21 protein-coding genes are annotated in these 18,983 nt (G+C 72.2%); 15 read left to right on the forward strand and 6 right to left on the reverse strand.

Annotation, left to right across the window (positions count from 1 at the left end):
* The first annotated feature begins 2 nt into the window (after positions 1–2).
* Both AB0761_RS29715 and AB0761_RS29720 read left to right on the forward strand, forming a co-directional pair.
* Positions 3–1,685: an AMP-binding protein gene (locus AB0761_RS29715; RefSeq protein WP_377272219.1), complete on the forward strand. Its 1,683-nt coding sequence runs from the start codon at positions 3–5 to the stop codon at positions 1,683–1,685.
* The gene (locus tag AB0761_RS29720; RefSeq protein ID WP_377272220.1) at positions 1,682–3,307 is read left to right on the forward strand and encodes an AMP-binding protein; all 1,626 of its coding nucleotides are present in this window, start codon (positions 1,682–1,684) and stop codon (positions 3,305–3,307) included. Before AB0761_RS29715 ends, AB0761_RS29720 begins: the two co-directional genes overlap by 4 nt.
* Positions 3,308–3,353: 46 nt before the next feature.
* Here the strand turns inward: AB0761_RS29720 and AB0761_RS29725 are convergent, their stop codons facing one another.
* Positions 3,354–3,869, reverse strand: coding sequence for a hypothetical protein (locus AB0761_RS29725; protein ID WP_377272221.1), 516 nt, complete (start codon positions 3,867–3,869; stop codon positions 3,354–3,356).
* Positions 3,870–4,014: 145 nt separating this feature from the next.
* Here AB0761_RS29725 and AB0761_RS29730 point away from each other — a divergent pair, with 145 nt between their 5' ends.
* The 6 genes from AB0761_RS29730 (at position 4,015) to AB0761_RS29755 (ending at position 7,786) form a co-directional block, all read left to right on the forward strand.
* Positions 4,015–4,650, forward strand: coding sequence for a helix-turn-helix domain-containing protein (locus tag AB0761_RS29730; protein WP_377272222.1), 636 nt, complete (start codon positions 4,015–4,017; stop codon positions 4,648–4,650).
* A complete protein-coding gene (locus AB0761_RS29735) occupies positions 4,640–4,792 on the forward strand; it encodes a DUF6126 family protein (RefSeq protein ID WP_377272223.1) in 153 nt (50 codons plus the stop codon). Before AB0761_RS29730 ends, AB0761_RS29735 begins: the two co-directional genes overlap by 11 nt.
* A 218-nt stretch (positions 4,793–5,010) precedes the next feature.
* A complete protein-coding gene (locus AB0761_RS29740) occupies positions 5,011–6,099 on the forward strand; it encodes an S-(hydroxymethyl)mycothiol dehydrogenase (protein WP_377272224.1) in 1,089 nt (362 codons plus the stop codon).
* Positions 6,096–6,725 (forward strand): MBL fold metallo-hydrolase, encoded by a 630-nt coding sequence (locus AB0761_RS29745; RefSeq protein WP_377272225.1) that lies wholly within the window; start codon positions 6,096–6,098, stop codon positions 6,723–6,725. The genes AB0761_RS29740 and AB0761_RS29745 overlap by 4 nt, the downstream gene beginning before the upstream one ends.
* 69 nt (positions 6,726–6,794) lie before the next feature.
* Positions 6,795–7,049 (forward strand): carotenoid oxygenase family protein, encoded by a 255-nt coding sequence (locus AB0761_RS29750; protein WP_377272226.1) that lies wholly within the window; start codon positions 6,795–6,797, stop codon positions 7,047–7,049.
* Between the two features lie 86 nt (positions 7,050–7,135).
* The gene (locus AB0761_RS29755; protein WP_377272227.1) at positions 7,136–7,786 is read left to right on the forward strand and encodes a GNAT family N-acetyltransferase; all 651 of its coding nucleotides are present in this window, start codon (positions 7,136–7,138) and stop codon (positions 7,784–7,786) included.
* Positions 7,787–8,088: 302 nt separating this feature from the next.
* On the opposite strand, the gene AB0761_RS29760 is transcribed toward AB0761_RS29755, so the two are convergent.
* Positions 8,089–8,883, reverse strand: a complete 795-nt coding sequence (locus tag AB0761_RS29760) for a dienelactone hydrolase family protein (RefSeq protein ID WP_377272228.1) — start codon at positions 8,881–8,883, stop codon at positions 8,089–8,091.
* Positions 8,884–9,061: 178 nt separating this feature from the next.
* Between AB0761_RS29760 and AB0761_RS29765 the strand changes: the two genes are divergently transcribed.
* A complete protein-coding gene (locus tag AB0761_RS29765) occupies positions 9,062–9,673 on the forward strand; it encodes a YceI family protein (RefSeq protein WP_377274389.1) in 612 nt (203 codons plus the stop codon).
* 88 nt (positions 9,674–9,761) lie between these two features.
* Here the strand turns inward: AB0761_RS29765 and mgrA are convergent, their stop codons facing one another.
* Complete coding sequence (gene mgrA, locus AB0761_RS29770) at positions 9,762–10,787, reverse strand: L-glyceraldehyde 3-phosphate reductase (protein WP_377272229.1); 1,026 nt, start codon at positions 10,785–10,787, stop codon at positions 9,762–9,764.
* An 80-nt stretch (positions 10,788–10,867) separates the two neighbouring features.
* Here mgrA and AB0761_RS29775 point away from each other — a divergent pair, with 80 nt between their 5' ends.
* Positions 10,868–11,257 (forward strand): (2Fe-2S) ferredoxin domain-containing protein, encoded by a 390-nt coding sequence (locus tag AB0761_RS29775; RefSeq protein WP_377272230.1) that lies wholly within the window; start codon positions 10,868–10,870, stop codon positions 11,255–11,257.
* Between the two features lie 127 nt (positions 11,258–11,384).
* Here the strand turns inward: AB0761_RS29775 and AB0761_RS29780 are convergent, their stop codons facing one another.
* Complete coding sequence (locus AB0761_RS29780) at positions 11,385–11,942, reverse strand: DoxX family membrane protein (RefSeq protein WP_377272231.1); 558 nt, start codon at positions 11,940–11,942, stop codon at positions 11,385–11,387.
* Positions 11,943–12,129: 187 nt separating this feature from the next.
* The gene (locus AB0761_RS29785; RefSeq protein WP_377272232.1) at positions 12,130–13,125 is read right to left on the reverse strand and encodes an adenosine deaminase; all 996 of its coding nucleotides are present in this window, start codon (positions 13,123–13,125) and stop codon (positions 12,130–12,132) included.
* Between the two features lie 769 nt (positions 13,126–13,894).
* Here AB0761_RS29785 and AB0761_RS29790 point away from each other — a divergent pair.
* From AB0761_RS29790 to AB0761_RS29800, 3 genes are all read left to right on the forward strand, one after another.
* The gene (locus tag AB0761_RS29790; protein WP_377272233.1) at positions 13,895–14,170 is read left to right on the forward strand and encodes a hypothetical protein; all 276 of its coding nucleotides are present in this window, start codon (positions 13,895–13,897) and stop codon (positions 14,168–14,170) included.
* The gene (locus AB0761_RS29795) at positions 14,167–14,469 is read left to right on the forward strand and encodes a transglycosylase SLT domain-containing protein (protein WP_377272234.1); all 303 of its coding nucleotides are present in this window, start codon (positions 14,167–14,169) and stop codon (positions 14,467–14,469) included. Before AB0761_RS29790 ends, AB0761_RS29795 begins: the two co-directional genes overlap by 4 nt.
* A gap of 379 nt (positions 14,470–14,848) precedes the next feature.
* A complete protein-coding gene (locus AB0761_RS29800; RefSeq protein ID WP_377272235.1) occupies positions 14,849–15,445 on the forward strand; it encodes a Uma2 family endonuclease in 597 nt (198 codons plus the stop codon).
* Positions 15,446–15,629: 184 nt separating this feature from the next.
* Here AB0761_RS29800 and AB0761_RS29805 read toward each other — a convergent pair whose 3' ends face one another.
* Positions 15,630–15,866, reverse strand: coding sequence for a hypothetical protein (locus AB0761_RS29805; protein ID WP_377272236.1), 237 nt, complete (start codon positions 15,864–15,866; stop codon positions 15,630–15,632).
* Positions 15,867–16,097: 231 nt separating this feature from the next.
* Between AB0761_RS29805 and AB0761_RS29810 the strand changes: the two genes are divergently transcribed.
* Positions 16,098–17,243, forward strand: a complete 1,146-nt coding sequence (locus tag AB0761_RS29810; protein ID WP_377272237.1) for an alpha/beta hydrolase — start codon at positions 16,098–16,100, stop codon at positions 17,241–17,243.
* A gap of 111 nt (positions 17,244–17,354) precedes the next feature.
* Positions 17,355–18,971, forward strand: a complete 1,617-nt coding sequence (aceB, locus tag AB0761_RS29815) for a malate synthase A (protein WP_377272238.1) — start codon at positions 17,355–17,357, stop codon at positions 18,969–18,971.
* Positions 18,972–18,983 lie beyond the last annotated feature (12 nt).

Raw genomic sequence — 18,983 nt, forward strand, 5'->3', positions numbered from 1 at the left:
CCATGACGGCAACCAAGGGCGCGGACGCCTTCCGGGAGGCACGCGACTTCCTGCTGGCCCACCGGGAGGACTGGGCGACCGCGCAGCGGGACTTCCGCTGGCCGCGGCCGGAGACGTTCAACTGGGCGCTGGACTGGTTCGATGTGATCGCCCGCGGCAATGACCGCACCGCGCTGTGGATCGCCGAGGAGGACGGCTCCGAACAGCGGTTCTCCTTCGCCGAGATGTCCGAGCGCTCCGACCGGGTGGCCAACTGGCTGGCGGGCCAGGGGGTGCGGCCCGGCGACCGGATCATCCTGATGCTGGGCAACCAGGTGGAGCTGTGGGAGACCCTGCTGGCCGCCATGAAGCTGCGCGCGGTCGTCATCCCCGCCACCACCCTGCTGGGCCCGGCCGACCTGCGCGACCGGGTGGACCGCGGCGGCGGCCGGGTGGTGGTGGCCCGCGCCGCCGACACCGCCAAGTTCGCCGCCGTGGCGGGCGACTACACCCGGATCGCGGTCGGCGGCCCCGCCGAGGGCTGGCTGCCGTACGAGCAGGCGTACGACGCGCCCGCCGGGTTCACCCCCACCGGGCCCACCGCCGCCGACGACACCCTGCTGCTCTACTTCACCTCCGGGACCACCGCCCGCCCGAAGCTGGTGGAGCACACCCATGTCTCCTACCCGGTGGGCCATCTGTCCACGATGTACTGGATCGGTCTGCGGCCGGGGGATGTGCACCTCAATATCTCCTCACCGGGCTGGGCCAAGCACGCCTGGAGCAATGTCTTCGCGCCGTGGAACGCCGAGGCCACCGTCTTCATCCACAACTACACCCGCTTCGACGCCGATCGGCTGATGGCCGAGATGGAGCGCTGCGGCGTCACCAGCTTCTGCGCCCCGCCGACCGTGTGGCGGATGCTCATCCAGGCGGATCTGGGCCGCCTGGCGACCCCGCCGCAGACCGCGGTGGCGGCCGGGGAGCCGCTCAACCCGGAGGTCATCGAGCACGTCCGGCGGACCTGGGGGGTCACCATCCGGGACGGCTTCGGCCAGACCGAGACCTCCGTGCAGATCGCCAACAGCCCCGGCCAGCCGTTGAAGCCGGGCTCCATGGGCCGTCCGGTGCCCGGCTTCGCCATCGCGCTGCTGGACCCGGTCACCGGTGAGCCCGGCAACGACGGCGAGATCTGCCTGGACCTCACCGGGGAGCGCCCGGTGGGCCTGATGACCGGCTACTCCGGCGACCCGGAGCTCACCGCCGAGGCGATGGCCGGCGGTTACTACCGCACCGGTGACATCGGCTCCCGCGACGCCGACGGATACATCACCTACATCGGCCGTGCGGACGACGTCTTCAAGGCCTCCGACTACAAGATCTCCCCCTTTGAGCTGGAGAGCGCCCTGCTGGAGCACGAGGCCGTCGCCGAGGCCGCCGTGGTCCCGGCCCCGGACGCGCTGCGCCTTGCGGTGCCCAAGGCCTATGTGACACTGGCCGCCGGCTGGGAGCCCGGTCCGGAGACCGCCAAGGCGATCTTTGCGCACTCGCGGGAGGTGCTGGCCCCGTACAAGAGGGTGCGGCGGCTGGAGTTCGCCGAGCTCCCCAAGACCATCTCCGGCAAGATCCGCCGTATCGAGCTGCGCAGCCGCGAGGAGCAGGGCCTGGCCACCGGCGCCGAGTACCGCGAGGAGGACTTCCGATGACCGGCCGTCAACTCTCCTACAGCAGCGGTACCTCGGACCTGCCGCTGCTCGGCGACACCATCGGCGTCAACCTGGCCCGTACGGTGGCCGCCCACCCCGGCCGCGAGGCGCTGGTGGATGTGCCCTCGGGTCGCCGCTGGACCTATGCGGAGTTCGACCGGGCCGTGGCGGAGGTGGCCCTGGGCCTGCTGGCGCTGGGGGTCGCCAAGGGCGAACGGGTGGGCATCTGGGCGGTCAACTGCCCGGAGTGGGTGCTGGTCCAGTACGCCACCGCCCGTATCGGCGCCGTGCTGGTGAACATCAACCCGGCCTACCGGGTCCATGAACTGGAGTATGTGCTCAACCAGTCCGGTATCGGCGTGCTGGTGTCCCAGACCGAGTACCGCACCAGTGCGTACCGCGCCATGGTGGAGGAGGTCCGGCCGCGCTGCCCCGGTCTGCGGCAGGCCGTCTGGATCGCCGACCCCTCCTGGCAGGCGCTGCTGGAGGCGGGAGCCGGGATGGACCCGGCCGCGCTCACCGCCCGGGAGGCCCAGCTCTCCTGCGACGACCCCATCAACATCCAGTACACCTCGGGCACCACCGGCTTCCCCAAGGGCGCCACCCTCTCGCACCACAACATCCTCAACAACGGCTACTTCGTGGGCGAGCTGGTGGGCTACACCGAGCAGGACCGGGTCTGCCTGCCCGTCCCCTTCTACCACTGCTTCGGCATGGTCATGGGCAATCTCGGTGCCACCAGCCACGGGGCCTGCATAGTGATCCCGGCGCCCACCTTCGACCCCGCCGCCACCCTGCGCGCGGTCGCGGCGGAACGGGTGACCTCCCTCTACGGGGTGCCCACCATGTTCATCGCCGAACTCGGGCTGCCGGACTTCGCCTCCTACGACCTCTCCACGCTCCGTACGGGCATCATGGCCGGCTCGCCCTGCCCGGTGGAGGTGATGAAGCGGGTGGCCTCCGACATGCACATGGGTGAGGTCTCCATCTGCTACGGGATGACCGAGACCTCACCGGTCTCCACCCAGACCCGCCGCGAGGACGACCTGGAGCACCGCACCGCCACCGTGGGCCGGGTGATGCCGCACACCGAGGTGAAGGTGGTGGACCCGGTCACCGGCGCCACCGTGCCGCGCGGCGAGCCGGGCGAGCTGTGCACCCGGGGCTACTCGGTGATGCTGGGCTACTGGGACGAGCCGGAGCGCACCGCGGAGGCGGTGGACCCGGCCCGCTGGATGCATACCGGGGACCTGGCGGTGATGCGCGAGGACGGCTATCTCACCATCGTGGGGCGGATCAAGGACATGGTGATCCGCGGCGGGGAGAACGTGTACCCGAGAGAGATCGAGGAGTTTCTGCACACCCACCCCGGGATCGCGGACGTCCAGGTGGTGGGGGTGCCCGACGAGCGGTACGGCGAGGAGGTCTGCGCCTTCGTGGTGCTGCGCGACCCCGCCGGGACGCTGAGCGCCCAGGAGGTCGCCGACTTCTGCCGGGACAGGCTGGCCCACTACAAGGTGCCGCGCTATGTCCGGGTGGTGGAGTCCTTCCCGATGACGGTCAGCGGCAAGGTGCGCAAGGTGGAGCTGCGCGAGCAGGCGGCGCAGGAGCTCGGCCTGTGACAGGGTGCGGGAGGCAGTCCTGCGGCTGCCTCCCGCGCCGTTGCCCTCAGTGGCGGATGTCCACGACCAGGCGGCTGGGCGAGCTCAGGCGCTGGACCGTCCAGGTGGACTTCTTGTCCAGCGCGACCCCGAAGGTGACATACCCCTCGAAGTCGCCGATCTTGGCGAAGCCCTTGACCCGGGTCAGATGCAGCCTGACCAGGCGGGGGCCCTTGTAGACCGGATCGCCGGCGGTGTTGTGCGCCACCGCCGGGGTCAGTGCGATCTGCAGGAAGGCCTTGCCCGCCAGCGGGACGTGCTCCCCGGAGCCGTCGTAGAGCAGCCGGGTGACCTGCTTCACCGTGGCGTCGGGCAGTTTGCCGTTGACGTCGATGACGATGCGGTCGTAGGAGGGGTGGCCGGCCAGGCGGGCGTTGACCACCTGGGCCGAGGTGGTCCGCGGTGCGGCGGGCGCGGATGCGGGCGCGGGGGCGGCGAGCGCGCCGCCCGCCGTGAGGAGGAGGCCGGCGGCGGCGAGGGCCGTCGCTCGGACTGCGGTCGCTCGGGGCGTCGGAACGGGCATGATGTCCCCCCTGTCGGGGTGGAATTGGGGACAAAGCTGTCTTATCGCGTAGGACGTGTGTTCGCCACTCGTGGTTGCGACCGAACGGGTTTGCCTCTGAGGCACAAGGTTTGCCTCTGAGGCAGGACCGCTGTGCACTGTAACCATGAGCGAGAGCATCGGGACCGAGCCCGGCGCGGGTCAGGAGGTCGAAGGCCTCGGCGCCCGCCTGCGGGAGCAGCGCCACCGCAGCGGCCTCACCCTGGAGGCGGCCGCCGCCCGGGTCGGCCTCTCCCCGGCGCACCTCTCCCGGTTGGAGACCGAACGCCGCCAGCCCTCGCTCCCCGTGCTGCTGGGCCTCTCCCGAGCATACGCGACCACCGTCGCCGAACTGCTGGGGGAGGAGCCGCCGCTGCGTGACGCGGTGGTGCGCGGCGGCCGGATGGAGTCCGGCCGCGCCGGCGGCTGGAGCTACCGCCGGGCCGGTGCCCCGGGGCGTGCCATGCAGGCCCTGCGGGTGCACATCCCGCCCGCCGTCCAGGACGCGGTGGTGCGCATCCACCCGGGCGAGGAGTGGCTCTATGTCACCGGCGGACGGCTGCGCCTGACCCTCGGCAGCACCGTCCAGCTGCTGGAACCCGGGGACGCGGCGCACTTTGACTCGCTCACCCCGCACCAGCTGGCCGCCGCCTCCGAGGACGGTGCCGAGCTGCTCTTCGTCCACACCCTGCTGCAGAGCCCGCTGGGCGAGCTCTGCATCGGTCCCCACACCACCAGAGAGGAATCCCACCATGGCCGCTGACGCCGCCTCGACTCCCCGGGTGACCGAGGACGCCGGCAAGCCCACCGGGAACCGGGTCTACCTCCGGGTCTTCATCTACATCGCCGCGGTGCACCTCTTCGCCGGGCTGCTCTTTCTGATGTTCGCCATCGGCGCCCGCTGACCGGCCCGCCGACCGGCCAGCTGACCGGTCCGCCGACCGGCCCGCCGGACGCGCCCGGAGGGGTGCCGAAAGGTGTCGATCCGGGCGCCCCGGGGAGGCGACGGCACGCCGGGTCCGGCGGATGATCTTTCCCTGGGCCCGGGTCCGGAGCAGACTGGCAGGCCGGACGGGAGGGGGCAGGCCTCCCGCAGGCATTCAGACCGCGAGAGAAGGTGCCCATGGCACAGCAGGTCCGAGGTGTGGTCGCCCGTGGGAAGGGCGAGCCGGTCTCCCTGGAGACGATCCTGGTCCCGGACCCGGGGCCGGGTGAGGCGGTGGTCAAGGTGCAGGCCTGCGGGGTCTGCCACACCGATCTGCACTACCGCGAGGGCGGCATCAACGACGACTTCCCCTTCCTGCTCGGCCATGAGGCGGCGGGCGTCGTGGAGTCGGTGGGGGAGGGGGTGGCCGAGGTCGCCCCCGGCGACTTCGTCATCCTCAACTGGCGTGCGGTGTGCGGCCGCTGCCGTGCCTGCCGGCGCGGCCGGCCCTGGTACTGCTTCGACACCAGCAACGCCACCCAGCGGATGACGCTGGAGGACGGCACGGAGCTCACCCCCGCGCTGGGCATCGGAGCCTTCGCCGAGAAGACCCTGGTGGCGGCCGGGCAGTGCACCAAGGTCGACCCCGCCGTCTCCCCCGCGGTCGCGGGACTGCTCGGCTGCGGCGTGATGGCCGGACTGGGCGCGGCGATCAACACCGGCGGTGTCGGCCGCGGCGACAGCGTGGCCGTGATCGGCTGCGGCGGTGTCGGCGGAGCGGCCCTGATGGGCTCCCGGCTGGCCGGCGCGGGGCGCATCATCGCCGTGGATGTGGACGACCGCAAACTGGAGACCGCCCGCCGGCTGGGCGCCACCCACACCATCAACTCCCGTGCGGCCGACCCGGTCGAGGCGATCCGCGCGCTCACCGAGGGCAATGGCGCCGATGTGGTGATCGACGCGGTAGGCCGCCCCGAGACCTACCGGCAGGCCTTCTATGCCCGCGATCTGGCGGGCACGGTGGTGCTGGTCGGCGTACCCACCCCCGAGATGCAGCTGGAACTGCCGCTGCTGGACGTCTTCGGCCGCGGCGGGGCGCTCAAGTCCTCCTGGTACGGGGACTGCCTGCCGTCCCGTGACTTTCCGATGCTGATCGACCTCCACCTCCAGGGCCGCCTGGACCTGGCGGCCTTCGTCAGCGAGACCATCGCCCTCGACGACGTCGAGGCCGCCTTCGCCCGGATGCAGAGCGGCGATGTGCTGCGCTCGGTGGTGGAGTTCGGATGACCGCCGGGATCGACCACCTCACCACCTCCGGCACCTTCTCGCTGGACGGCGGCACCTGGGAGGTGGACAACAACGTCTGGATCGTCGGCGACGGCACCGAGGCGCTGGTGATCGACGCCGCGCACGACGCCGACGCCATCGAGCGGGCGCTGGCCGGCCGGCGGCTGAGCGCCATCGTCTGCACCCACGCCCACAACGACCACATCGACGCCGCTCCGGCGCTCGCCGCCCGCACCGGTGCCCCGGTCCTGCTGCACCCCGACGACCTGCCGCTGTGGCGGCAGACCCACCCGGACCGGGCCCCGGACGGCGAACTGGCCGACGGCCAGGAGCTGACGGTCGCCGGGACCCGGCTGACCGTGCTGCACACCCCCGGCCACGCCCCGGGCGCGGTCTGCCTCTACGCCCCCGAGCTCTCCGCCGTCTTCACCGGGGACACCCTCTTCGCGGGCGGGCCGGGAGCCACCGGCCGGTCCTTCTCCCACTTCCCGACGATCATCGACTCCATTCGGGAACGGTTGCTGACCCTGCCGCCGCAGACGGTCGTGCACACCGGCCACGGCGACTCCACCACCATCGGTGCCGAGCGCCCGCACCTCCAGGAGTGGCTGGACCGCGGCCACTGACCGCCGGCGGGCCCGTCCGGGACCTCCTCCGAGGTCCCGGACCGGGCCCGCCGGTGCGGCTGAGGGCTCATGCCCCCGGGCGAAGCGGTGTTCGTCCCGGCCGCGGGCGCGCGGCGGGAGGGCGACGGCCGGCTGCTCTCGCTGGTCTCCGATCGGTCCGGCGGCTCGGCCCGGCTGCGGGTGCTGGACGCCGCGGACCTCGCCGTGCCGGCGGAGGTGGAGCTGCCGCGACGGGTGCCGGCGGGCTTCCACGGCAGCTGGATCCCGGAGTCCGTATCGCGCCGAGACGGCACTGACGCTTCATCAGAACTGCTGTCCGGCTGACCTCTTGCCCCGAGGTCAGCCGGTTTGGTTTGATTCTTGGGAGCGCTCCCAAGAGGACTGCCGACGGACCGCAAAGGACTCCAGTCATGCCCGACCAGCTCTCGCCCGGCTCCTCCGCACAGCCGCCGGTGATCCGCGGCTATCTGCCGAGCGACCGGGAGGCCGTCTATGAGGTCTGCCTGCGCACCGCGGCCGCCGGCGGCGACGCCACCGGCCTCTACCGCGACCCCGACCTGATGGGCGACAACTTCGCCGGGCCCTATCTGCATCTCGAACCGGAAATGGCCTTTGTGCTGGACGACGGCGGTCGGGCGGTCGGCTATGTGCTCGGCACCTCCGACACCGCCGCCTTCGCCGCCGCCTTCCGCCGGTCCTGGCTGCCCCGGGTCGCCGACCGGCATCCCGCGCCGGCCGGCGAGCCCCAGGGCCCGGACGAGGGCATGGCGGCGCTGCTGCACAACCCCGAGCGGATGATCATTCCTGCGCTGGCCGACTATCCGGCCCATCTGCACATCGATCTGCTGCCGGCCTACCAGCGCTCCGGCCACGGCCGCGCCCTGCTGCTGACCTTCCTCGGCGCCGCCCGGAGGGCCGGTGCCAAGCAGGTGCACCTGGGCATGCTCACCGAGAACACTGCGGCCCGGGCCTTCTACGACCGGCTGGACTTCCATGTGATCGATGTGCCGGACGCCGGTCCGCTCACCTACCTCGGCCGCTCCACCGAGACGGAGGACTGACCCGTCAGCCCCGCCCCGGCGGGACCGCCGGCCGGGATGTCGCAGCCGTCCTTGAAGCCATGGCCGGTCAGGCCGGCCTCCGCAGCGGCGTGTGGGCGCAGGCTCCCCACCGCAACCGGCATCGTGGGCTGGGCGGCTGGGCGGCTGGGCGGCTGGGCGGCTGGGCGGCTGGGCCGCGGGTCGAGCGGGATGCGGGCGGGCCGTGACCGCTCCTTCCGCCGGTCCGCACCCCCGCCCGGTGGTCGGGCTGCACTCGGACGGGGCATTGCGGCCCCGGAGTCGCATCGGCCTCGGGAGTGCGCTCAGCGGCCGGCCTCGGGTGCCAGCCGGGCCGCCAGCAGTTCCAGGGTGCGCCGCCAGGCGTCCTCGGCCGCCTCCGGACGGTAGCTGTCCCGCTCGTGGCAGAAGAACCCGTGCGGTGCCGGGTAGACCACCATCTCGTGCGCGACCCCGGCGGCGGTCAGCCGGTCGGCGATGACCTCCCGCTGCGCGGCGTCGAGCAGATGGTCGTCCGCGCCGGTGAGGAACAGCAGCCGGCCGTTGTGCTCCCTGATCCCGGCCGACAGCTCCACCGTGGGCTCCGGGCGGCTGAGCGGGATGTCCGTACCGGTGAGCCAGCCGCCGTAGAAGACCACGGTTGCTGCCAGATCCAGCTGGGTCGCCGCATAGTAGGAGATATGGCCGCCCAGGCTGAGACCCACCATGGCGGTCCCGGCTCCGGCGTACTCCTGCCGGTCGAGCCAGCCGATCACGGCTGCCAGGTCGGCCAGCACCCCGGGCCGGGTGAGCTGCCCTATCAGTTCGAATCCGCGACGGCGCCCCTCGTCGTCGGCGGTCAGCTGCACCCCGGGGGCCGCCCGGTGATGAAAGTCGGGAACCACTGCGACATGACCCGACTCCGCGAGCCGGTCGGCGACATCGCGGATGTACGGCGTCACCCCGAACATCTCGAACCCCACCAGCACTCTGGGGTACCGGCCCGGGGCCGTCGGCCGGCTGACATAGGCGTCCATCGGTGCCGAGCCGTCCACCGGTATCCGTGCCCAGGTTCCGATGGTCCCCCGCCGCTCCGCCTGCTGCTGCAACGCTGCCTCCATGGGCTGTCCGTGCGGTGCCTGAGGGCTCCGACGCTAGTTCCGGCGGGGCGTCGGCCGCCAATAGCGGGAGGCATGGGGCCCATCGGGAAGCCGATGGCCGAGAAGATTGTTGAAAGTGGAACCAGAAGGGGCTACTGTGTAGCTCAGGTAGTTGAAGCATCAACCTTTGGAGTTCATCATGGGCCTGTTCAACCGCAACAAGACCGAGGAAGCCGCCACCCCGACCGCGACCGCCGCCACTGGGGCGGACCTGTCTGCGCTGACCGGTGACTACACCATCGACAACACCCACAGCAGCATCGGCTTCACCGTCCGGCACGCCATGGTCACCACGGTGCGCGGCGAGTTCGCCGAGTACGAGGGCAAGCTGCACCTGGACGGCACCGACCCTTCGCGGTCCACCGCCGAGCTCTCGATCAAGGTCGCCAGCATCGACACCAACCAGCAGCAGCGCGACGAGCACCTGCGGACCGGTGACTTCTTCGAGGCCGAGACCTACCCGGAGATCACCTTCCGCAGCACCGCCGCCCAGCGCCTGGACGACGAGACCTACCGGCTGACCGGCGACCTCACCATCAAGGGCACCACCCGCCCGGTCACCCTGGACCTCGCCTTCAACGGCTCCGCCACCGACCCGTACGGCAACCTGCGGGTGGGCTTCGAGGGCGGCACCCAGATCAACCGCAGCGACTGGGGCCTCACCTACAACGCTGCCCTCGAGGGCGGCGGCGTGCTCATCAGCGACAAGGCCAAGCTGGTCCTGGACATCTCGGCGATCAAGAGCGCCTGAGCCACCGCGTCCCGCAACCGGCACGGACACTGACGGCCGCCGCCCACCCCCAGGTGGGACGGCGGCCGCCGTCGTGTCCGGACCGGGGTCAGTGCCCCGGCACCGCCACCCCGCCCTCGACGGTGATGCGGTCGATCTCGGCGAGCTCCTCGCCGGTGAAGTCCGCCCCGCCGAACGCGGCCAGGTTCTGCTCCAGCTGGGCCACGCTGCTCGCGCCGATCAGCACCGAGGTGACCCGCCGGTCCCGCAGCAGCCAGGTCAGTGCCAGCTGCGCCAGCGTCTGACCGCGCTTCTCGGCCACCGTGTTGAGCGAGCGCAGCATGGTGAGACGCTGCTCGGTCAGCGCCTCGCGCCGCAGGAAGTGGCCCACCGCCATCCGGGAGTCCGCCGGCACGCCCTCCAGATAGCGGTCGGTGAGCAGCCCCTGGGCCAGCGGGGAGAAGGCGATCACACCGGCCCCTGCCTCGTCCGAGCGCTCCAGCAGACCGCCCTCGATGCCCCGCTCCAGCATGGAGTAGGGGTGCTGGTTGATCAGCAGCGGCGTACCGAGGTCGCGCAGGATCGCGGCGGCCTCGGCCATCCGCTCCGGGCTGTAGTTGGACAGGCCCGCGTAGAGCGCCTTGCCCTGGCGCACCGCCGAGGCGAGCGCTCCCATGGTCTCCTCGAGCGGGGTGTCCGGGTCCGGGCGGTGGTGGTAGAAGACGTCGACGTACTCCAGGCCCATCCGGGTCAGCGACTGGTCCAGGCTGGAGAGCAGATACTTGCGGGAGCCCCACTCGCCGTAGGGGCCGGGCCACATGTCGTACCCGGCCTTGGTCGCTATGAACAGCTCGTCGCGGTACGGCCGGAAGTCGGCGGCGAAGTGGCGGCCGAAGTTGGCCTCGGCCGAGCCGTAGGGCGGACCGTAGTTGTTGGCCAGGTCGAAGTGGGTGATGCCCGCGTCGAAGGCCCGGCGCAGCACCGCCCGCTGGGTCTCCAGGGGATGGGTGTCGCCGAAGTTGTGCCAGAGGCCGAGGGAGACCGTGGGCAGCAGCACTCCGCTGCGGCCGCTGCGGCGGTACTCCATCGAGCCGTAGCGGTCGTCGGCTGCGCGGTACGGGGGCGGGACGGGCATGGAAGGACTTCCTTGTTCGCAGGGTGCGGATCTGCAGACGTCAAGCTACTACCCGCGATCGGGGCTGCGAGGATGAGGTCGTGACGATCTTCCGAGTGGGCAGGCCGTGCACCGTGGTGGTCTGCCGGGGCTGCTGCTGCGGTTCCGCGCGAAAGTTCCCGGACACCGATCACGAGGCCCAGCTGCACCGGCTGCGGGAGGCCGCCGCAGGGTCGGACGGCTCGCTGGTGATACGCACCACCGACTGTCTCGGGGCGTGCGAGCGGGCCAACGTCCTGGTGGTGCAGCCCTCCACCCGGGGCCGCACCCGGGGCGGCCGGACCGAGTGGCTGGGCTGGGCACTCGATCAGGACTGCATCGAGGACGTGGTCGCGTACACCCTCGCCGGCGGCCCCGGCCTCACCCCCTGCCCGGCCACGCTGGAGCTGCACCGCGCACCCGCACCCCGCGATCCCGGACCGCGCCGCTGAGCCGTGCACTCCGGCGGCATGCACCCCCGGTTGTCTTCGCGCGGCCTGTCCGGCGGGCACGCGGCACGGCTCGCCGGGCACGGCCGGGGCACCACTGCGGGACCGCCTCCACCGCACGGTGGAGGGATCAGGGCAGCACGTCGATGTTGGCGGCGCGCGCTTCCATGGCCGCGGCCTCGGCGTGCAGGGCACGGCGGCGCCGGGCCAGGACCGCGCAGGAGGCGGCGGTGGCGAAGCCGAGGGAGACCAGTCCCATGGTCGGCCGGGCGAGCCGTTCGCCCAGCAGATGGTCGACCGAGTAGCGCCCGGGGCCGGTGAGGGCCAGGGCGCCGGCGGCCGCACCGAGCAGCACGGGGTACTCCAGGCCCCCGCCCGCCGCGAAGAACCCGTTGGGGGCGTGCACCGCGGCCGCCGCCGCCATGGTGCCCATACCGGCGGCGCCCGCGGCGGGGGTGGCCAGCCCGAGGAGCATCAGGGCACCGCCGCCGGCCTCGCCGACGCCCGCGGCCAGGGCGCTGTCCCGGCCCGGCCGGAAGCCCATCTGCTCCATGGCCCCGGCGGTGTCGTCAAGACCGCCGCCGCCGAGCCAGCCGAAGAGCTTCTGCACACCGTGGGCGACCAGTGCGCCCCCGACTGCACCGCGCAGGGCCAGCAGGCCGAAGTCTCGCGGGTCCGCACAGGTCATCTCAGCCTCCCAGGGCATCCACGACGGCAGGTGTGCCACCGTGCCGCGACCTTGGCACCGTAACCCGGGTGCTCCGCCCCCGCCCGTCGGCCGCCGTGCGTGCCCGCCTGTGCGTCCTGCAGGTCGGCCGTCGCGCGTGCGTGCCCGCCCGTGCGTCCCGCCGGTCGGCCGCCGCGCGGTGCCGCGCTCAGCCGAAGCGGTGCGCCTCGACCTCGGCGAGATAGGCGGCCCGCTGCTTGTCGTCGAGGAAGGAGGCGTGGAAGGAGTTGGCCGCCAGGGTGCGCCGCTGCTCCTCGTCCAGTCCCAGTGCGGCGGTGAGGGCGCGGAAGTTGTCCTCCACATAGCCGCCGAAGTAGGAGGGGTCGTCCGAGTTCACGGTGACCAGCAGCCCGGCCTCCAGCATCCGCGGCAGCGGGTGGTCCTCCAGCCGGTCGACGCAGCGCAGCCGCACGTTGGAGAGCGGGCAGACGGTCAGCGGCACGCGTTCCCGGCGCAGCCGCTCCACCAGCCGCTCGTCCTCCAGGCTGCGGATGCCGTGGTCGATGCGCTCGACGCGCAGCAGGTCCAGGGCCTCCCAGACGTACTCGGGCGGCCCCTCCTCACCGGCGTGCGCCACGAGGTGCAGCCCGGCCTCCCTGGCCAGCGCGAAGACCTCCTGGAACTTCGACGGGGGATTGCCGACCTCGGCGGAGTCCAGTCCGACCGCGGTGATCAGGGTGCCGAAGTAGGGCCTGGCGCTCTCCAGGGTCTCCAGCGCGTCCTCGGCGGAGAGGTCCCGCAGGAAGCAGAGGATCAGCCGGGTGGTGATGCCGTGGCGCTGCTCCGCGGAGTCGAGCGCCCGGCCGAGGCCCTCGACCACGGTGCGGAGGTCGACGCCGCGGGCGGTGTGCGCCTGCGGGTCGAAGAAGATCTCCGCGTGCCGTACACCCTGCCGCCGGGCCCGTGCCAGATAGGCCTCGGCGAGGTCGGTGAAGTCCTGCTCGGTGCGGAGCACCGCCATGAGTGCGTAGTAGAGGTCGAGGAAGGACTGCAGGTCGCGGAAGGAGTAGGCGGCGCGCAGGTCGTCCGCCGAACCGTAGGGGAGGTCGATCCCGTTGCGGGCCGCGAGGGCGAGGGCCAGTTCCGGCTCCAGGGTCCCCTCGATATGGAGGTGGAGTTCGGCCTTGGGCAGCGGGGTGGTCATGGACTTCCTTGCGGGTTGCTCCGGACGGGGTCGCACCACCGTAACCCGCGCGCCGGGAGGTTCGGCCCGGTCGCCGGAGGCCGGTCCGCGGCGGCGTCCGGTGATCGTTCAGGGTGGGGGCGCACCGTTGCAGGCCGGCCCGGACCCGGGCGGGCATCCGGTGGTGCCGATCCGGCCCGTCCCGCCGCCGTGTCCGGCGTCGTCGCGGCGCGTCCAGGCCGCCGCCGGACGCCGCCGGATCCCTCCCGAAGGCGCCTGGAGGCCCCTGCGGAGTGATGCCGCTCACAGGCCGGCGGACGTCAACGAGGCGCGGTAGTTGATAAGACGGGCCGCCGGGACTTCTCATCGGATCCTCATTCCGACCCGGAACCGGCGGTCTGCGGAACAGAGGGCGACCGCCCTACGTTGTGGCAGGTCAGCGGGGCAATTGTGGAGATGCCGAGAAGTTCGCATCGGCAGGTTTGAGGGTGGTGCGACCGGGTAACCCCGGCGGCCGCCGGTGGATTCCCGAGATGGTCTGTCTACGATCGACGGCCGTAGCAACCGGTCTTGGCCGGTTCCGGGAGCGGGGCTAAGACTGTGGCCAGTTGCTAGGCGCCCCGCCTACCGCAGCTCCCGGCTCACCGGGATGCGGACCGCGGGGCGTGCCCGTCCGGCACTGAACCCGAAACCGGGGTGCCCACGGTTCTGGCGTCACCGAAGCTACCGCGGCTCATGCCGCTGTGCTGCCGTGCGCGCTGGGGCCGAGCCAACCGATTGAGGTCTTCCCATGCGTCTGTCCTCCCTCACCGGCCTGCGCCGGAGTACCGCCGTCGCCGTTACCGTCGCCGGCCTTGCATCCGCTGCCGCGCTGGCCGCTCCGGCGAGCGCCTCCGCTGCGACGGCTTCGGTCTCCTCGCACGAGGCCCACGTGGCGCATCTGGCCCATGTGCACCACCAGCACGTGCTGCACATCGCGCACCTGAACACCCAGGCCCGCGCCGCGGCCCACGAGGCCGCCCAGTCCGCCTCCCGCTCCGAGGCGCGCGCCCGCTCGCCCCGGTGACCAGCACCACCCCGACCGCGGTGCGTGCCCTGGCCCGCACCATGGTCCCCGCCGGTCAGTGGGCCGCGTTCGACGCGATCATCACCCACGAGAGCGACTGGGACATCCACGCCACCAACCCGTCCTCCGGCGCCTACGGCCTGCCGCAGGCCCTGCCGGGCTCCAAGATGGCGGAGGTTGCCTCCGACTGGCGTACCAACCCGGTCACCCAGATCTCCTGGGGCCTCAAGTACATGAACGAGCGCTACGGCAGCCCGAACGCCGCCTGGTCGTTCTGGCAGACCCACCACTGGTACTGATCCGACCCGGTCAGCACAGTGCACCCGGCTGCGCCCCGCCCCACAACCTGGGAGCGGGGCGCAGCCCTGCGCTGTCCGCGATCCGTGCGGGCACTCGCGGGTCTTCGAGGCGGAGGCCGCGATGCCGACCCCGACCTGGCGAGAAGCCCGTGTATACGAGGGGGAGTCACGGAGCGGGCGAGCCGGATCGGCCGACCGGCGACGGACGCTGGAGCGATGACCGAAGCCCGGGAACCTGCCCTCGCACTGGTCAGGACCTCCACGCCGGCCGCTCCCCGCGAGCCCCGGGTGCAGCCTTGGCGGCATGCGCTCGCCCGTTCGGGTGGGTGGTCGTGAAAAGGCCGTGGGTAGGCTTGCCGTATCGGCGAGGATCCGGCCCATGGGAGCACTGATGTCCGTCGTACCTCCGGAGCCCACCTGGCCCGTTCCTCCGGAACGCGGCTGGATCGCCGACGATCTCGACCGGCTTCCGAACCTCCCGCCGCACACGGAACTGATCGACGGGAACCTGGTCTTCGTGAGCCCGCAGTCCAACTTCCATGTCTATGCGATCCGGCTGCTGGAGTTCGGTCTGGTCGGTGCCCGTCCGTCGCACCTGGCCGTGCTGCGGGAGATGACCGTCACGCTCGGCACAAGGGATCGGCCGGAGCCGGACCTGCTGGTCGTGAGGCGCGAGGCGGTGACGGGGGACCGGCAGACCACCTACCGGCCCGAGGACGTGGTCCTCGCCGTGGAGGTCGTCTCGCCCGACTCGGAGGAGCGCGATCGTGAGCTCAAGCCACGGAAGTACGCGGGCGCCGGCTTCCCGCACTACTGGCGGGTCGAGAACGAGAGCGGTGAACTCGTGGTGCACGTCTTCGAGCGGGAGGCCGCGACCGGGACGTACATGCCCATGGGCATCCACCGGGGCGAGCTCGAACTGGAACAGCCCTTCCCGTTGGCCATCGACCTTACCGATCCGCAGCGGTGGCTCTGAGCCCCGCCGTTGCCTTCGCGGCGCGGCGCGGCTCTTGGATCCGGACCGTCCCGGAGGTGCCGGTGCCGCCGGCCGAGCCCCGGTCAGCCGACCTGCTGGAGGCTGCCCGAGTGCAGCTCGCCCACCCGGCCGCCCTCGCCCTCGTAGGTCCAGAAGACCCTGACGGTGAGCGTGCTGAGGTCCATCACATGGCTGACGGTGAGTCCGCTGCGCGCTCGGTCCAGTTGACGAAGTAGACCGCGGGCGCCACCTCCGCCACATGCAGCGCCACATCGTCCCACTGGCCCGCCGACTCGCCGAGCCCCTCCCAGCGCAGCCGTCGTCCGTCCGCGGAGTAGCAGTTGCGGAACTCGGCGCCGTTGTCGACGCGGAAGAGGTACGTCCGGCCGGCGAACGCCGGCAGCGGTGCGCTGTCGTTCATGGTCCTGCGGCTCCCCGTCGGTGCGTGGTACGGCGCGGTCGGTGGTCGGACCGCCCCCGGTGACGATACAGCGGCGGGTTCCCACTGCGGCTGCGAAGGAACCGGCGACCCCCGCCGATCGGCGGGGGCCTTTTCCGTCTGCACGCCGACGGCCGCCCTTCCGCGCGGGGTGAAGCTTGTTCGGGACGGCGCCGGGACACCGCCGCCCGCCGGGGGAGGGAGGTCGGGATCATGGGTCTGACAAGCGGGGCGCTGCTGACGGTCGTCGCCCTGGTCGCGCTGGCATGCGTGGCCGGCACCGTCTGGGTGTGGCCGCGGCTGGCGCGGCGGCACTGGGCGGCACTGCTGGGACGGCTGGGCACCATCGTGGCCACGCAACTGGCGACGCTCGCCGCGCTGGCCCTGGTCGCCAACAACTACTTCTCCTTCTACGCCGACTGGGCCGACCTGCTGGGCACCGGCGGCCACCAGCCGGTCGCCGTGCAGAACCACTTCGCGGTGGGCGGCGGACCGGCGGGCGCCGCGAACGGCCGCACCGGGGTGGAGCAGCTCGGCAGATACCGGGCCGGCGGTCCGCTCGGCGACGTCCCGCAGCGCTCCGGGCTGATCGAGCGGGTGCGGATCTCCGGTGCGCGGTCCGGCCTGGCCGGCGACGGCTATGTCTATCTGCCGCCCCAGTACTTCAGCCCGCGGTATGCCCACCGGCGGCTGCCCGTCGTGGTGGTCCTCACCGGCTACCCCGGCGACGCCCGCAATCTGCTGACCCGGCTCGACTACCCCGGGGTCGAGCTGGACCGGCTCCGCGCCGGCCGGATGCGGCCCACCGTGCTGGTGCTGCTGCGGCCGACCGTGGCCCCGCCCCGGGACACCGAGTGCCAGGACGTGCCCCACGGCCCGCAGGCCGAGACCTACTTCGTCCGCGATGTCCCCAAGGCGGTGGCCGCCGCCTACCGGGTGGCCACGGGGCCGCACAGCTGGGGTGTGATGGGGGACTCCACGGGCGGCTACTGCGCCCTGCGGTTCGCCATGCGCCACCCCGAGGCGTACGGCGCCGCCGCCTCGCTGTCCGGCTACTACCGCGCGGCCGTCGACACCACCACCGGCGACCTGTTCGGCGGCAGCGCCCGTCTGCGCAGGGAGAGCGATCTGATGTGGCGGCTGAAGCACCTGCCGGCCCCCGGGGTGTCGGTGCTGGTCACCACCAGCAGGCAGGGGGAGTCCGACTACCGGGCCACCCAGGAGTTCCTCGCGGCGGTCCGGCCGCCGCTGCGGGCGTCCTCCATCACCCTGGGCAGCGGAGGGCACAACTTCCACACCTGGAGTACGGAGATCCCGGTGGCGCTGCCCTGGCTGGCGGACCACCTGCGGGAGGGCTGAGTCCGGCGAGCCGCTCAACAAACCGTTGAAGTGCGCCACCGGGCGAACTAGCCTCCGGTAGCAGTAGCAGCAGCCGTCCCCGCAGCGCAGCTCACCGAGGAGCGTTCTGACATGGCATCAGCCCCGGTCGTCACCGTCTCCGGCCCTCCGGTCGACCGCGCCGCGGAGGTGCTCACCGCGGACGCCCTCGCCTTCCTGGCCGGCCTCCACCTAGCCTTTGACGGCCGCCGCCGCGAACTGCTGGCGCTGCGCGCCGAGCGCCGCGCCGGGATCGCCAGGACCGGGCGGCTGGACTTCCTCCCCGAGACCGCAGACATCCGCGCCGCCGAGTGGACCGTCGCAGAGGCGCCGCGCGCCCTTCAGGACCGCCGGGTGGAGATCACCGGCCCCACCGACCGCAGGATGACCGTCAACGCGCTCAACTCCGGTGCCCGGGTCTGGCTCGCGGACTTCGAGGACGCCACCTCCCCCACCTGGGCCAACCTGGTCCAGGGCCAGCTCAATCTGATCGACGCCTTCGAGCGGCGCATCGACTTCACCTCCGCCGAGGGCAAGTCGTACGCCCTGAAGCCCGACGCCGAACTGGCCACCGTGGTGGTCCGCCCCCGCGGCTGGCACCTCGACGAGCGCCACCTCCAGGTCGACGGCACCCCGATGGCGGGCGCCCTGTTCGACTTCGGCCTCTACTTCTTCCACAACGCGGCCCGGCTGGGGGCCCGCGGCCCGGCCGACCCCAACTCCGGCCCGTACTTCTACCTCCCCAAGACCGAGAGCCACCTCGAGGCCCGGCTGTGGAACGACGTCTTCGTCCACGCACAGCGGGAGCTGGGCATCCCGCAGGGCACCGTGCGGGCCACCGTGCTGATCGAGACCATCACGGCGGCGTTCGAGATGGACGAGATCCTCTATGAGCTCAGGGAGCACGCCGCCGGGCTCAACGCCGGCCGCTGGGACTACCTCTTCTCGATGATCAAGAACTTCCGTGACGCCGGCGAGCGCTTTGTGCTGCCCGACCGCAACAGCGTCACCATGGCCGCGCCCTTCATGCAGGCCTACACCCGGCTGCTGGTGCGCACCTGCCACCGCCGCGGCGCCCACGCCATCGGCGGCATGGCCGCCTTCATCCCCTCCCGCCGTGACCCCGACGTCAACCGGGCCGCCCTCGCCAAGGTCGCCGCCGACAAGGACCGTGAGGCCGCCGGCGGCTTCGACGGATCCTGGGTTGCCCACCCCGACCTGGTGCCGGTCTGCCGCGCCTCCTTCGACGCCGTCCTCGGCGAGGCCCCGCACCAGAAGCAGCGGATGCCGCAGGGGGAGGTGACCGCGGAGCAGCTGCTCGATGTCTCGGCGACCGAGGGCGGCTGCACCGAGGACGGGCTGCGCAGCGCGGTCGCGGTGGGTCTGCGCTACATCGAGGCATGGCTGCGGGGCCATGGCGCGGTGGCCATCTTCAATCTGATGGAGGACGCGGCGACCGCCGAGATCTCGCGCTCCCAGCTCTGGCAGTGGATCCGCAACGGGGTGGTGCTGGACAGCGGGGAGAAGGCCACGGCGGAGCTGGTGCGCCGCCGTATCGACCAGGAACTGGCGCGGCTGCGCGGCGAACTGGGCGGCGACGCCTATGCGGACGGCCGTTGGGAGGCGGCCCGCGAGCTGTTCGAACAGGTGGCGCTGGGCGAGCAGTTCGCCGACTTCCTCACCCTCCCGGGGTATGCGCTGCTGCCGTAGTGCCGCTGCGGC

The sequence above is a fragment of the Peterkaempfera podocarpi genome (assembly GCF_042466665.1).
Taxonomy (GTDB): Bacteria; Actinomycetota; Actinomycetes; order Streptomycetales; family Streptomycetaceae; genus Peterkaempfera; species Peterkaempfera podocarpi.